Here is a 15,541-nt window from a genome sequence, read left to right as displayed (position 1 = left end):
AGCATATGGCATTTCAGTACAATTTTCCAACGACCATCCGTTTTGGCGCAGGCGCGATCAAAGAACTGCCTGCCTATTTACAAGAGAACGGACTCAAACGACCCATGATCGTCACAGATCCTACAGTAGCAAGTCTCTCCTTTTTCAAAGGCATTGTGGCAGACCTGCATGCACACCAGTTTTCGGTAGAAGTATTCAGTGACATTCATAAAAATCCGGTCAAGAGCGATGTATATAAAGGCACGGAACTATGGGATGAAACTAATCGCGACAGCATCATCGGCATAGGTGGCGGCGCCGCGATAGATGTAGCCAGGGCCATTGTGCTACGGGTAAATCACCGCGAAGACCTCTTTAAATACGATGACCTCATTGGTGGCGACATCTATGTAACCAATGATGTTCCGCATTTCATCACCGTTCCCACTACCGCCGGCACCGGTAGCGAAGTAGGCAGAAGCGCCATCATTGCGGATGATGAAACCCACCAGAAAAAAATACTCTTCTCGCCCAAACTCATGGCGAAAATAGTGTTCGCCGATCCGGAGCTGACGATGGAATTACCGCCCTTTATCACAGCAGCTACCGGCATGGATGCACTCACACATAATATGGAAGCATTCCTCGCAAAAAATCCCCATCCGCTATGTGATGGCATTGCGCTGGAAGGTATCTATCTCATCAATAAATCACTGATAAAAGCCACCAATCGCCCGGATATCGAAAGCAGGAGTAATATGCTGATGGCCTCTATGATGGGCGCCATCGCATTTCAGAAAGGACTGGGTGTGGTACATTCCCTGGCCCATCCCCTGTCGTCCCTGCTGGATACCCATCACGGACTGGCCAATGCTGTTAATATTCCATACGGGATGCAGTTTAATATTGCCGGATTCGAAGACAAATTCCGCCGCATCGCCAGAACACTGGAGCTGAAAGAAGAAACCGGCGAAGCCGTGGTGCAGTACCTGTTTGAGCTGAATTCAGAAGTCAACATTCCCCATCATCTCCGGGAAATCGGCGTGAAAGAAGCACATATCGAAACACTGGCAGACCTGGCCCTGGCCGACTTTGCCCATCCTAATAATCCTAAACCGGTGTCCAGGGAAGACTTCAAACAGTTGTACCTAAATGCGCTATAGACATGAAGAAAAAGATAGGGATCAGTCTTACAGAAGCCAGTGCTCCCAATTATGAAAACTGGTTTACGCCTGCTGACCTGGGTGATGACCTGGAACTGGTGATACTCTCCTACCTCCGCAACAACGTAGAAGACATTTCCACCTGTGATGGATTTGTATTAACAGGTGGGGTGGATGTATTACCATCTTATTATGGTGGTGCAGAAAATTATCCGCACCAGCCAGCTCATTTTCTGCCGGAAAGAGATGCGTTTGAAAAAGTGATCTACGAATATTCACAACAACAGCGCATTCCCGTACTGGGCATTTGCAGAGGGTTACAATACATCAATATCCTGGAAGGTGGGAAAGTGTATGAAGACATAGGAGAAGCGGCCAATAGAATACATAAAAAAGGTGAGGTGGATAAAATACACGAGGTCCATATCCGGAAAGACACGCTGCTTCATACGATCACAGAAGTGGAAGCGGGCCAGGTAAACAGTGCACATCACCAGGCCATTCATCCGGAGCATCTGGGCCATAACCTGATGGTGAGTGCTACTTCCGGCGACAACATCATTGAAGGCATTGAATTCGAAGATAAAACAGGTAAAGCGTTTATGCTTTGCGTACAATGGCATCCGGAAAGAATGCCTGAAAAGGAGGTGAATCCCCTCTCTCAAAAAATCAAAACACAATTTATTCAAGCAGTAAGAAACCATCAAAAATGAAGATCATAAATCCGGCTACAGGCGCAACTATTAAAACTATCCGGGATGACATGGATACGARGCTGATAGACAAGTATATGTTCCTCCGGTTGGGACAGGAATACTGGGTAAAGGTGAGCCTGGCTGACCGCATAAAAATCATTGAAAAGTTTAGTTTGTTGCTGGAAAAAAACATTGAAAAACTGGCTGCCATACTTACGTCTGAAACGGGGAAGCCATTGCAACAGGCCCGCAATGAAATTAATGGCGCCAGAACACGCATACAATGGATGCTGGAGAATGCAGAAAAATACCTGGCAGATGAATGGGTCACCAATACCGATACACTCAAGGAAAAAATATCCTACGAGCCACTGGGCGTTATCTGTAATATTTCTGCCTGGAATTATCCTTATCTCGTAGGCGTAAATGTGTTTATCCCCGCGTTGTTAGCCGGCAATGCCGTATTATACAAACCTTCTGAATACGCCACGCTGACAGCCATTGAAATAGATAACTTACTGAAGAAAGCGGGCGTGGAGGAAAATGCCTTCAAAGTTGGTATCGGCGGCAAATATGCAGGTGAACATCTGTTGGGTTTAAGATTTGATGGCTTCTTTTTTACCGGCTCCTATAAAACCGGCAAATACATCTATGAAAAAGTAGCGAAGAAAATGGTGCCTTGCCAGCTGGAACTGGGCGGCAAAGATCCACTCTACGTGGCAGACGACATCACCGACATTGCCGCGGTAGCTGAAGCCACCGCTGATGGTGCCTTTTATAACAACGGACAAAGCTGTTGTGCAGTAGAACGTATATACGTACACGAAAATGTATACGATGAATACGTGGCGGCCTTTGTAAAAGCAGTGCGCTCCTGGAAGCTGGGTTTACCTACAGACGATGGTGTATACTTCGGCGCCTTAACAAGGTATGAACAACTGGAAGTACTGGAAGAACAAGTGAAAGATGCCAAAGCAAACGGCGCTACGGTATTACTTGGTGGCAAACGTATTGTGCATGATGGGAATTTCTTTGAACCCACCATTATCGTAGATGTCAATAACAAGATGAAGGTGATGCAGGAAGAAAGCTTTGGCCCAATCATCGGCATCATGAAAGTAAAGACCGACAAAGAAGCCATACAATTCATGAATGATACGGACTACGGACTCACCGCTTCCGTATATTCCAGCAGCCAGGAGAGAGCCGAAACCATTCTCTCGCAGGTAAACAGTGGCACCGGCTACTGGAACTGTTGCGACAGGGTTACAGCAGGATTACCCTGGGCCGGCAGAAAACATTCCGGCATCGGCGCTACCCTATCACATCAGGGCTTACGTGCTTTTACAAAAACAAAATCGTGGCAGATGAAGGGCTGATTATTTTTTCACCACCACGTAACAACCATCCAGCGCATGTTTGTCGGAGGTATCGAATCCGACTGTCAGCAGCTGGAAAGGTAGTTGCTGGGTGGTAGAAAAAATTAAGTAGTGCTTAAAAGATTAATAAAATGTTGTCGGCGACAACACTGGAAAAGATGCCTTGATATTTTTCGATAGTGATGCTACGCACTACCTCCTTCTTTCATTTTGGATTTTACTAATACTTCACGTACGTTTGCATCCACAATTGGTTCCGCCTGCGGGCGGATTAAAAGGGAATCCGGTGCAATACCGGAGCTATCCCCGTAGCTGTGATCCTGCATTCATTTTTGAATGAATTGATTTTCCGGATACTCCATACCACTGTCTGCATGTCCGCAGATGGGAAGGTTCCCGGAAAAGCAGGAGAGCCAGAAGACCTGCCAGATGTCATCAATCATTCAGCGCTTTCGGGTGAAAGGCCAGGAATGTAAGCCTAACGGCATATATTCTATTGTGTAAATATTATTTACCCCTGGGCGCATTATGCAGGTGTGATATCACCGGCTTTTGAGTTTTGTTTTTTTCCGGATCCAATATCCGGACAGGGAAAAGTATGTCATCATTCCAAATATCTATTATATGAAAAAACAGTTATTATCCTCCTTGTTGGTAGCGTTTGCCTTGTTGGTGGCTTCCTGTAAAAAAGAAGATGCACTGCAGTCATCACAGTTACAAAAGTTGGACGCCAATAACAAAACCGGCGTTACAACATCATTGATTACCGGTAAATATGCAAATGGTTTCTTTATTGCCAATGAAGGATGGTTCGGTCATGGCACCGGCGACCTGCACTTCTATTCGTATAGTGGTGACAGTTTGGTGCAGGACGTATATCACCTGGAAAACCCAACCGGTGCATTAGGTGGACCTTCCAACACATTGCAGTTTGCTACCTTCTTCAACAATAAGCTGTACATCGTAGTAAAAGCCGGTGGACCGCTGGTGGTAACAGATGGTGGCAGCATGGTAGAAACCGGTCGTATCACTACCTTGCCGGGTAACGATGGGCATGCCTTCCTGGGTGTTGATGCCACACACGGATTGCTGAGTGCCAGCGATGGTGTATACCCTATTACACTGCCATCTCTGGCAGTAGGCACTAAAATCAGTGGGGTTGCTGGTTATACCGGTGACATGCTTAAAATTGGCAGTTATGTTTTTGTATTATCTCAAACAGATGGTATCGTAGCCCTGAATAGCAGCACTTATGCTGTAGTGAAAAAGTTCGGCGCTGCTAACCTTGCTTTTGCCGCAGGTAAAGATGGAGCGGTATATGCGACCAATTCAGATTCACTGATTCGCATTGTTCCGTCTACCCTGGCGCGTACTGCGATCAAACTGCCGTTTACCGTGCCTTCTCCGTGGGGAGCATGGCGCCATGCGGGTATTACTGCCTCTACACAGGACAGTGCTATTTTCATTGTGCGCAACAACGGTTTTGCCGGTGGTACACAATTATACCGTTACGTAATTGGCAACGCCGCTTCATTAACTACGCCATTTATCACGCTGCCAACGGGTCAGTATTTCTATGGTGCAGGAGCAGCATATAATAAGGAAAAGAATGAACTGGTAGTGACTACGCTGAACGGATCATTCACCGGTAGTATCAACCGGGTGCTGATTTATGATGCCACCACTACTACCCTGAAAAAAACGCTGACCTACAACGGATGGTATTTCCCGGCTATGCCAGTGTTTCACGAATAAAGAGCCCTAAAATAAAAAGATACCCCGTTTGCCAATGGCAGGCGGGGTATTTTTTATCCCGATACTTCACTAGGATATTCAAGATTTTCTGGTTACTTTAATACGATATTTTTTCCACGTATTTCACTCTTAAACCATTGTTAAATGAGCGTTAAACTCACTCAGGTATCCACGTTTTTTTGTGCCCTGCTATTGCTATTATGTTTAGGCGGTAGCAAAGTTGTTGCCCAGGTAGGACCCGTTAGTATTTCTGGACCCACTACTGTGACTCCCGGCAGCGTTGGCATCTATTCACTGGTACCCACTGTTAGCGGCAGCACGTACGTAGCCTGGAACGTTACCGGGGATGGACAGATTATTTCTGCACCACCCAATACCGGTCTGGAAGGTTATGGCATCAACACCTGCTATGTCACCTGGGGACCCAACATTCAAACCGTTTATCTGACGGTAACGCTGGCCCGGAATACTCCGATACAGCAGTACACGCTGCGGATAACACGGGGAACGGGACTGAATGGTGCAGATAGTTATGAGGTAGTGAAGCAGGTACCAGCTGCGGAAAAAATAGCGGAGTCCAGGGAAACACCGTTAAAACGGTAAGGGCGGAAATTTTCAACGTATATCCATTGGTGTTGTTATGCGGCGTCAATGGATATATGTCATTATTCTTCTTAAAAACTGTGCTCTTTCAATAACGGATACCGCTCTCTTCCTGCTTAAGTATAAATTTCATGCTGTTTCTTCTGCCTTATACACATATACATAATTAATAATACAAATACCATTGCGCGGCTACGCTGCTTTTCCCTCTTACGCTGATCCTTCTGTATATGCTTATAACAATTRATAATTATAGTTAATACGAATTTATTTATTAAATAATAATATTTGTTACTAATTTATGCAGCAGAATAGATGGCCATTGCCTTTGGGAAACCTGGCTTTTTTCTAGCCATATAAATTGTATTCCACGATATGATTTATATAAAAGAAGAAATATGAATATACTAGATGCTGAATTGGTAGTACGGTTGCAAAACCACGAAGTAAGCGCCTTTGATACCTTATACTGGAAATATCACGAGGCGGTGTACCGGAATATTTTCAAGTTTGTGAAAGATGAAGTGGTAACAGAAGATATCCTGCAGGACGTGTTTGCGCGCCTATGGGAAAAACGACAGGATATCCAGCCAGATCAATCGGTCAGTGGATGGTTGTTTGTTATCAGCTTTAATATGTGCGTATCCTTCGTCAGGAAGAAGCTCCGGGAACAGGCTTTTCACAAAAACATCTTCCAGTCGGACGAGGATGATCCTGTAGCTATTGAACGTAAGAACATAGACGAAGAGCAATATCATTTGCTGGAACAGGCGATTTCAAAATTATCTCCCAAAAAAAGAACCATTGTTACCCGCTGTAAACTCGAAGGGAAAACCTATGAGGAAGTGGCACACGAACTGAATATTTCCCGGAATACTGTAAAAGAACATTTATCAGCCGCCATGATCAAACTCAATGACTATATACAACGCAACGGAGATCACAAATATATTGTGTTACTGTTGCTCTTCTTAAATTATCACGATTCATAATCACCAATCATTTTCATATTATATTTAAATTAATATTTTTATTTTCCAAAAAAAAATCAAAAAGGACCCACCCGTTTTTATCAACTGCGCGTATTTAGATTAAACCATCACGCTAGTGCCCAACAGAAAGGAATATCTCAAACAACTGTTAAATAAAGACAACTGGACTGCCGCAGAGCAGGAGTGGATGATGGAATACCTCGATGCCAATGACTTTGCTGAGCTGGAAATGGTAGCCGCAGAATATTTTGAAGCTGATATCATAACGGTAAAGTATATATTAGATAAACGCCTGTCTGACAGAATGCTGAAAAACATTCATCAACGTATAGGCATAAAGGATAGTTCTTTCAAAGGTATTTTCAGACTCTACAAACAGAAGATCGCTGCTGCCGCCGTGGTACTGCTGCTGGCGGGAGCCGCAGGGTACATGCTGTTACAGCACCGGGTAAAACAAAAACTGTTTGCCACTACTTCAGAAAGACAAACAGTGAAATTGCCGGATGGCTCAGTGGTATATCTTGAAAAGAATTCCAGTATTACCTTTCCGGAGGTATTTGATAAAAAGAACCGCGAAGTAACATTGAAAGGAGAAGCTTTTTTTAAAATCAACCATGATGCCCGACATCCTTTCATTATTTCTTCTTCGTTAATAAATACAACCGTATTAGGAACCTCTTTTAATATGGAAGTACATGAAGGAAACATTGCCAGAGTAGTAGTGGTATCAGGAATGGTACAGGTAAATACCAGGGAAAGTCAACCACATAAAAATGAAGCACTGGTACTGACCGCCAACAAAAGCGCCGTGTATAATCCGGCTTCGGACGACCTGCAGTTACAGGATGCCACTGATGACGCCAGGTTTTTCGCACAAAAAATGAGTGGTAAATTTATCTATAAGGGAGATCCTTTAGCCAAAGTAGCAGCCGACCTGCAGAGATATTATAATGTGCCGGTAGTAACCGATCAACGGTCCGCTCAGTGCAGGTTTTACGGATCATTTAACACCGTGGACGATTTAGAAAAAGCACTTTCATTAATTGCCTTTTCGTTAGATGCCCGCGTGAAAAAAGACAATACCAGCAGCGGGTATATCATTGTTGGTGGGAATTGTAAATAAAAACAGATGACCGCGATATCGTTAACCAAACTATATTCAAGATGATGATGAAGATAAACTGCTATCAACAAAGCTGAACCAAAATTTAAATAAAAGAACGAAACCATTTAAGTCTGGTATACTATCCTGGTGACCTTTAGCCTGAATGACATTCATGCTGGTTAACTAATTGATCAAATGCAACCCATTTGATCATACGGCCACCTATTGCCCATACTTACCGAATCAATAATCCGTAGCAATCACTCAACCAAACTGAATCGTCCATGAAACAGCATACATCGTTATTGTCCGGCTAATGTATTGCCATTATATGACTGATTAAAAAACACCCTGCATATGCAGAAGGCCTTCTATTGCCCGGTTTTATCCAGAAACCGGAACGGAGATTCTATGCCCAGAACGAAACAAATAAACTATAACTATGTTCAAAAGAAAACTATCATTTATTTATTGTTTACTGCTCCTGCTGGCAGTTACGCAGGCTCACGCCGGTAACAGTTTGCAGGATGCGCTCGACAAAAAAATATCCATCGAATTAAAGAATGTCATCCTGAAAGACGCATTGGAAAAGATCAGCAACCTTGCCGAAGTATCCTTTGTATATGTAGGCAATGAAGTACTGGATGCCAACAAAGTAAGTGTGAATGCACATAATGAGAAAGTCGGCGATCTGCTGAACAAATTACTTACCCCCTACTCCCTTTCCTACAGCGTGATGTATGACCGTGTAGTCATTAAACACGATAACGGAAAAAAGCCGGCACTACTCACTGTAACGAATACACTATTACGTATTACCGTTCCCGTTACCGATGTAAAAGGAATTGTTACCAATGAAAAGAAAGAACCGTTGCCAGGTGTAAGCATCATCATTAAAGGCACCTCCCGCGGCGTCACCACCAACGATAAAGGCGTATTTGAACTGAAAAAGATAGCCAACGATGCCGTCCTGGTATTCAATTTCACCGGCTACAAAACAGAAGAAGTCAGCGTAGCCCAATTCAGAAGCGGCGCCATCACCATTGTAATGAAAGAAAAACCCACCCGCCTGCAGGAAGTGGTGGTAACCGGTTTTCAGAGCATCGACAAAACTAAATTCTCCGGCGCAGCTACCAGGCTGAAAGGAGAAGATGTAAAAATAGACGGACTTACAGATGTAAGCCGTATGCTGGAAGGAAGAGTAGCCGGCGTTGCCATTCAAAATGTATCCGGCACATTTGGTACGGCCCCTAAAGTACGTATCCGCGGTGCTACCTCTATCAACGGTGATAACAAACCGCTGTGGGTAGTGGATGGTGTTGTACTGGAAGATGTAGTGAATATCTCCAATGACCAGCTTTCCAGCGGTGACCCTACCACCCTGCTGGGATCTGCCGTAGCAGGACTGAACTCCAATGACATTGAAAGCTTCGACATCCTCAAGGATGCCGCGGCTGCTGCCTTATACGGTGCCCGCGCCATGAACGGCGTAGTGGTCATCACAACTAAAAAAGGGCGTGCAGGCAAGCCCGTTATTGCCTACAGCGGCAACTTCAGCACACAGCTGAAACCCAACTACAACAATTTCAATATCATGAACTCCGGTCAGCAAATGTCTGTGCTGGCGGAACTGGAAAGAAAAGGAGTACTCAACTCCGACATCCTTTCTCAGGGTGATATCGGCGTTTTCGGCAAGTTGTACGAAAAACTGGATGCAGATAAAAACGGCAACTTCCCCGTAGAAAACGACCCGGAACACCGCAAAGCATTTTTACTCCGCTACGCCAAAGCCAACACCGATTGGTTTGGCCTGCTGTTCCGCAACAACTTTGTACAGGAACATTCCCTCAGCATTTCATCCGGTACCGATAAATCACAATCTTATTTCTCTACCAGCTTTTACAGTGATAACGGCTGGACGCTGGCCGATAAAGTAACCCGATATACACTCAACTATCGCAACACCTATAAATTTTCAGACAGACTTACTGCAGGTTTTTCTACACTGGCTTCCGTACGCCGGCAGAAAGCTCCCGGAGCACTGACCCGCAGCAGCAACCCTGTAGAAGGCCAATACGACCGCGATTTCGATATCAATCCGTTCAGCTATTCCCTCAATACCAGCCGTACACTCACCGCCTACGATGAAGACGGCAAGCTGGAATACTTCCGAAGAAATTATGCACCATTCAACATCATTAACGAACTGGAAAATAATTACCTGGACCTGAATATGATGGATTTACGTTTACAGGGAGATCTCGGCTGGAAGCTGACAAAGCATCTCCGCTACGAATTCACCGGCGCTATCAGGTATGTAAAGTCTTCCCGTGAACACCAGATCACAGAAAATGCCAACATGGCCAATGCCTACCGCTCCGCAGGAAATGCGACCATCGCAGAAAGAAACAAATTCCTTTACCGCGATCCTGAAAATCCGGATGCGCCACCAGTGATCGTGTTACCCGCCGGCGGTTTCTATAATCGTACAGAAGATCAGCTCTTGAATTATGATTTCCGCAATGGCCTCAACTATACCGACACTTTTGCACAAAAACATAACGTCAACATACTGATAGGTCAACAGGTAAAGTATGCGGATCGCCAAAATGCGTCCAACACCGGATACGGCTACCAATATGACAATGGAGGCGCCACTTTCACCGACTACCATATACTCAAACAAACAATTGAAAGCAACTTCCCTTACTTCGGTATGGGCAGAGACTACGATCGCTTCGCAGCCTTTTATGCTACCGGTACCTATGCCTATAACAACAAATATAACTTTACTGCTACCGGACGTTATGATGGCTCCAACCGTTTAGGACAGTCGCGCAAAGCACGCTGGCTGCCCACCTGGAGCGTGGCCGGATCCTGGAATATAGATCGGGAAGATTTTGCGGCCCGCATCAAACAACTGGATTATCTCACGCTGCGCGTCAGCTATGGACTCACTGCCAGCATGGGACCTGCGACAAATTCCAACATCGTTTATCAAACTGTAAATACCAACCGGCCACACCAGACAGAAGTAGAATCAGTGATCAGGTTATCGCACCTACAAAACGATGAACTCACCTGGGAAAAATTATATACTACCAACATAGGATTGGACGGCGGTTTCTTCAACGGACGCCTGAACTTCAGCCTGGATGCATATACCCGCAAAAGCTTTGACCTCATCAGCCGCATCAAAACTTCCGGCATCGGTGGCGAAATGTATAAAGCGGCCAACTATGCCGACATGGACTCAAAAGGATTGGAAGTAATGATAGGCGGAGATGTAATCCGCAGTAAAACCTGGGGGTGGAAATCTAATGTCACCTTTGGTTACAGCGTTAACAAAATCACCAATGCAAAAAATATTCCCGGCATTTTTGACCTGGTAGTAGCAGAAGGCGGCAACACAGAAGGCTATCCCGTACATAGCCTGTTCTCACTTCAATACACCGGTCTGGATGGCAAATCAGGCGCACCCTCATTCATCAATCAGGATGGCGCCAACAGTGGTGATGTAAATCTCCAGTCATTGAACACCAGCCACCTGGTATATGAAGGTCCGGTAGATCCACCTGTTACCGGTGGTTTCTCCAATACATTCCGCTATAAAGCTTTATCACTGAACATATTTTTTACTTATCAGTTTGGCAACAAGATCCGCCTCTATCCTGCTTTCAAAACTACCTACTCTGATCTCGATGCCATGCCCAAAGAGTTTTACGACCGCTGGGTAATGCCGGGAGATGAAAGCAAAACGTCCGTGCCTTCTATGCTGGATGCCTTTGAACAATTGCTGATAAGAGGTGCACACCCTTACAACAATTACAACTTCTCCACAGAAAGAGTGGCGAAAGGTGATTTCATTCGCCTCAAAACCATCTCTCTCACCTACCAGTTACCTGGTGAGTTAAGCAAACGTGCAGGGCTGAGTAACATTGCGGTAAGTGCCGCTGCTATTAACCCCTGGCTGATTTATGCAGATAAAAAATTACAGGGACAAGATCCCGAATTTTTTAATGCAGGTGGGGTGGCGCAGCCTATTCAAAAGCAATTCACTTTTTCATTAAAAGTTGGTATTTAAAAAAGGAACTATGTCAATCTACTATATAACATCTACCCATACACGCAAAATGAAACCAGTGCTCATCGGGGCATTTGCACTGATGACCCTTCTGGCAGGCGGCTGTAAAAAATACCTGGAGCAGGTACCTGACAGCACCTGGACAGACCTGAGTTCACCGGCCAAAGTGAGTAAGTTACTGGGCACTGCCTATCCGCAATCCAGCTACATTACTATGTGCGAAGCCATGTCGGATAATGTTGGCGACAAAGGAGTGGGCGCCTACTATCGCCCTAACGAAGACGCCTATTTGTTCAATGACATTCAATCAATAGATGAAGACTCGCCGGAAGATTACTGGAAGGCCTGCTATACCGCCATCGCCGCTACCAACCAGGCCTTGCAGGCATGCAACAACGCAGCTGATCCGGCGCTCTATGCACACCAGCGCGGCGAGGCATTGGTAGCCAGAGCCTATGCACATTTTATGCTGGTCAATATTTTCGCTAAAAGTTACGATGCCACTACTGCTGCCAATGATCCCGGTATTCCTTATGTAACGGAACCTGAAACAGTGGTGATGAAACAGTACGACCGTAAAAGCGTGGCCTATGTATATGAGATGGTGGAGAAAGATCTACTGGCTGGACTGCCGCTGATCAGCGATGATGCGTATAGTGTTCCCCGTTTTCATTTTAACCGCAGTGCTGCCTTTGCATTTGCCACCCGTTTTTATCTGTTCAAAAAAGATTACGCCAAAGTAGTAGCCTATGCCGACAATACCTTTTCCAATAATGATTTGGCCAACAACATGCGCGAATGGAATACCGTGTACGGCAGTATGTCACCCGCTCAAATCTTTGACCTCTATGCCAACGCCAACGAAAGAGCCAACCTCCTGATTGCAGAAGCGCCTTCTCTCTGGGGACGCAATGTAGGCAGGCTACGCTATGACCTGGACTACGTACATGAAGCCCAGATCATAGGCCGCAATGTAACCGGCGGCACATGGGTGTATCCCATCTATTACTATGGTTCGCAGGATTACTTTGTTCCCAAGCTGACAGAATATTTTGTGAAGAACTCTGTCAACGCCACTATTGGTCAACCCTATGTGATGGTGCCACTATTTACCACTGAAGAAGTATTGTTTAACCGCGCAGAAGCCAATACTTACCTCAATAACACCAGTGCAGTAGTTAAAGATCTCAACCTTTTCGCCAGCAAACGTATCCGGAATTACAACCCTTCCCTGCATAATATTTCGCTCTCCGACATGCAGAACTTTTACGGCATCGGCGATGTCAAAAATGCCTGCATCCGCACCATCCTTGATTTTAAACGGGCAGAGTATTTACAGGAAGGTCAACGCTGGTTTGATTTGCAACGATACAAAATACCAGTTGTGCATAACACCCGTGAAGGGAAAACACTGGAGCTGAAAGCAGATGATAAACGCCGCCTGTTTCAGATACCGGCATCTGCTACTACTTCCGGCTTATCATTAAATCCAAGATAACAATACAGCGATCGTATCAACATAAATACCTATTCAAATGAAAGCATTCTTACTCATCATTCCCTTATGCTTGCTGATGGCTTGCAGCAAGAAAGAAGACCTGGGCAATGTAGAAGATATACCCGGCCTGGGCGGAGACACCTGGGCAGCTTCTCCGTTGGACAAATGGCTGCACGACACGCTTACCGTGCCTTTTAACATTGCAGTAAAATACAAATGGGATCAATTCGAATTTGAATTGAATAAAACACTCGTACCGCCTAAAGAAGAAAAAATAATCCCAGTGATGTCGGCCATCCGGAAAGTATGGATGAATACTTATATCGCCGAAGCCGGCAACCTCTTCTTTAAGAAATACTGTCCCAAGTACTTCATTCTTTCCGGTAGTGCCAGCTGGAATGAAAACGGCACCATTACCCTTGGCACCGCAGAAGGTGGCCGCAAAGTAGTGTTGTACCTGGTAAATGATTTCTTAACGAAATCTATGGATGGCTACAAACTCTCCGACTCCGCTAATGTGAAACAGATGTTTCATGTAATAGAACATGAGTTCGGACATATCCTGCATCAAACAGTGATGTACCCCGTAGCATTCAAGCGGATCTGCGCAGGTTTCTACACCGGCAACTGGAACAACATTTCCGATATGGAAGCACGCCAGGATGGTTTTGTAACCCCCTATGCCATGTCTGCTTTTGATGAAGACTTTGTGGAAATGGTATCTACCATGCTGGTAGAAGGTAAGACTGGATTTGATGCGATCGTCAACAGCATTCCGGAAGGAACCAGTATCAATGGGGTGACAAAAGCAGTAGCACAATCCCGCTTACGCCAGAAAGAAGCCATGGTGGTCAGCTATTTTTTAACAGTATGGAATATCAATTTCTATAGTCTACAGACACGCACCAGGAAAGAAATTAATCAGTTACTCTATTAAATGCAAGGTTTCGCAAGGCGTAAAAATAATAGTATGAAAAATAATCTGATCTGTTTATTATTCATCATGACCGGGATGTTTGCCTGTAAAAAGGAAACGGATCCCGTTTTTGATAAGTCACCCGATGAACGTATCAATGAAGCGTTGTCACATTATCAGCAGGTACTCACCAGCGCGCCGTATGGCTGGAGAGCGCTGGTATATCCGGCTGGTGTACCCGGCAGCGTATACGGCTTCTATTTCAGTTTCTCTGATGCCAACCGGGTACAGATGTTTTCTGATTTCACGGCAGCCAGCACCAATGCTGTAAAAGAAAGCAGCTGGCGCCTGAAAGCATTGCAGCAACCCTGTCTCCTGTTCGACACTTATTCCTATCTCCATGTACTATGCGATCCGGATGCCAGTCATAATGGCGGACAGTATGGTCAGGGACTGGGATCTGATTTCGAATTTGYCATCAATGACGCCGCTGGCGACTCAGTTTGGCTCACCGGTCGTTTCAACAAGAGTAAAGCCGTTTTGATAAAGGCTACCCAGCAGGAAAAAACAGCTTATTTCCAGCAGCAAATCAACCGCTCTATCGATAGCATCGGAGCGATACTCACCTACTTCCACCGGCTGACAGTAGGCTCCAGCCGCTATGACATCAGCATCGATAACTTCCTGCATCAAATAACTTTTACCTGGATAGCCGATGGGAAGGTAAAAACGAAAACTACCGGTTACACCTATACGTCCACCGGCATTTCGTTATCACCGGCTTTTAACGACAACGGCATTACTATCAGCAGTTTTGATCAGGTAAAATGGGAAAACGGCGCCATCAACTTTACCGTCGGCGGCAAAACCGCCAGTATCACGGAAACGGCTACACCAGTAGCGATTGATTATGCTGCCCCGAAAAGATGGTACCAGTATGCCGCGGAAAACGGAAAGTATTGGGCCACTGACGGCGGCTTTCATGTAAACGGTCAGGATAATGCGTTCCATCTTAATTCATTACCCGGTTATGCTTTTCTCACCTACTATCCGCAGATAAATGGTCCGGGTACAGACCTGGATTTACTGGGTTTTGTATTGAGAGGAGATGACGGAAATACGATCGCTTATGGCCCCGGTTACAGTGCACCTACCTACACCTCCGATGGCAGGATCATCTTTAACGACATCGGTTTTTCCGGTAGCATGCCTGCCAACAAAGCCCCGGTAGAAAAAACAAGATCACTGATGGCGGACCCAATGGGGTATTACCTCGTGCAGCTCCGCCCACTTACCTATGCCATGGTAAGCGCCAGGGATGGAAAATCCTGGATCACCTGGCAAAGCTTTTAATCGCATCAACCAAATTTAA

At 45.3% G+C, this 15,541-nt stretch carries 11 protein-coding genes and 1 riboswitch; all 11 genes read left to right on the top strand.

Going from position 1 to position 15,541, the window contains the following annotated elements:
- Positions 1–5 precede the first annotated feature (5 nt).
- The 11 genes from AC1DP6_RS16525 (at position 6) to AC1DP6_RS16475 (ending at position 15,522) form a co-directional block, all read left to right on the top strand.
- On the top strand, positions 6–1,142 hold the full coding sequence (locus AC1DP6_RS16525; protein WP_477055817.1) for an iron-containing alcohol dehydrogenase: 1,137 nt from the start codon (positions 6–8) through the stop codon (positions 1,140–1,142).
- A gap of 2 nt (positions 1,143–1,144) precedes the next feature.
- Complete coding sequence (locus AC1DP6_RS16520) at positions 1,145–1,855, top strand: gamma-glutamyl-gamma-aminobutyrate hydrolase family protein (RefSeq protein ID WP_477055816.1); 711 nt, start codon at positions 1,145–1,147, stop codon at positions 1,853–1,855.
- Positions 1,852–3,216: an aldehyde dehydrogenase family protein gene (locus AC1DP6_RS16515; RefSeq protein WP_477055815.1), complete on the top strand. Its 1,365-nt coding sequence runs from the start codon at positions 1,852–1,854 to the stop codon at positions 3,214–3,216. Before AC1DP6_RS16520 ends, AC1DP6_RS16515 begins: the two co-directional genes overlap by 4 nt.
- Before the next feature lie 234 nt (positions 3,217–3,450).
- A riboswitch (cobalamin riboswitch) is annotated at positions 3,451–3,660 on the top strand.
- 180 nt (positions 3,661–3,840) lie between these two features.
- Positions 3,841–4,971 (top strand): DUF5074 domain-containing protein, encoded by a 1,131-nt coding sequence (locus AC1DP6_RS16510; protein WP_477055814.1) that lies wholly within the window; start codon positions 3,841–3,843, stop codon positions 4,969–4,971.
- Between the two features lie 144 nt (positions 4,972–5,115).
- Positions 5,116–5,574, top strand: coding sequence for a hypothetical protein (locus tag AC1DP6_RS16505; protein WP_477055813.1), 459 nt, complete (start codon positions 5,116–5,118; stop codon positions 5,572–5,574).
- Between the two features lie 398 nt (positions 5,575–5,972).
- Positions 5,973–6,566 (top strand): RNA polymerase sigma factor, encoded by a 594-nt coding sequence (locus AC1DP6_RS16500; RefSeq protein WP_477055812.1) that lies wholly within the window; start codon positions 5,973–5,975, stop codon positions 6,564–6,566.
- 115 nt (positions 6,567–6,681) lie between these two features.
- The gene (locus tag AC1DP6_RS16495) at positions 6,682–7,689 is read left to right on the top strand and encodes a FecR family protein (protein WP_477055811.1); all 1,008 of its coding nucleotides are present in this window, start codon (positions 6,682–6,684) and stop codon (positions 7,687–7,689) included.
- Positions 7,690–8,113: 424 nt separating this feature from the next.
- Positions 8,114–11,755: a SusC/RagA family TonB-linked outer membrane protein gene (locus tag AC1DP6_RS16490; RefSeq protein WP_477055810.1), complete on the top strand. Its 3,642-nt coding sequence runs from the start codon at positions 8,114–8,116 to the stop codon at positions 11,753–11,755.
- A gap of 10 nt (positions 11,756–11,765) precedes the next feature.
- Positions 11,766–13,253 carry a RagB/SusD family nutrient uptake outer membrane protein gene (locus tag AC1DP6_RS16485; protein ID WP_477055809.1) on the top strand — a complete coding sequence of 496 codons (1,488 nt, stop codon included), beginning with the start codon at positions 11,766–11,768 and terminating at the stop codon, positions 13,251–13,253.
- 37 nt (positions 13,254–13,290) lie between these two features.
- Positions 13,291–14,190: a zinc-binding metallopeptidase gene (locus tag AC1DP6_RS16480; protein ID WP_477026002.1), complete on the top strand. Its 900-nt coding sequence runs from the start codon at positions 13,291–13,293 to the stop codon at positions 14,188–14,190.
- A gap of 33 nt (positions 14,191–14,223) precedes the next feature.
- The gene (locus AC1DP6_RS16475; RefSeq protein WP_477055808.1) at positions 14,224–15,522 is read left to right on the top strand and encodes a DUF4302 domain-containing protein; all 1,299 of its coding nucleotides are present in this window, start codon (positions 14,224–14,226) and stop codon (positions 15,520–15,522) included.
- Positions 15,523–15,541 lie beyond the last annotated feature (19 nt).

Source organism: Chitinophaga sp. 01L420 (assembly GCF_056399985.1).
The sequence above is the reverse complement of the archived record's forward strand: the minus strand, read 5'-3'. Positions and strand labels throughout refer to the sequence as shown.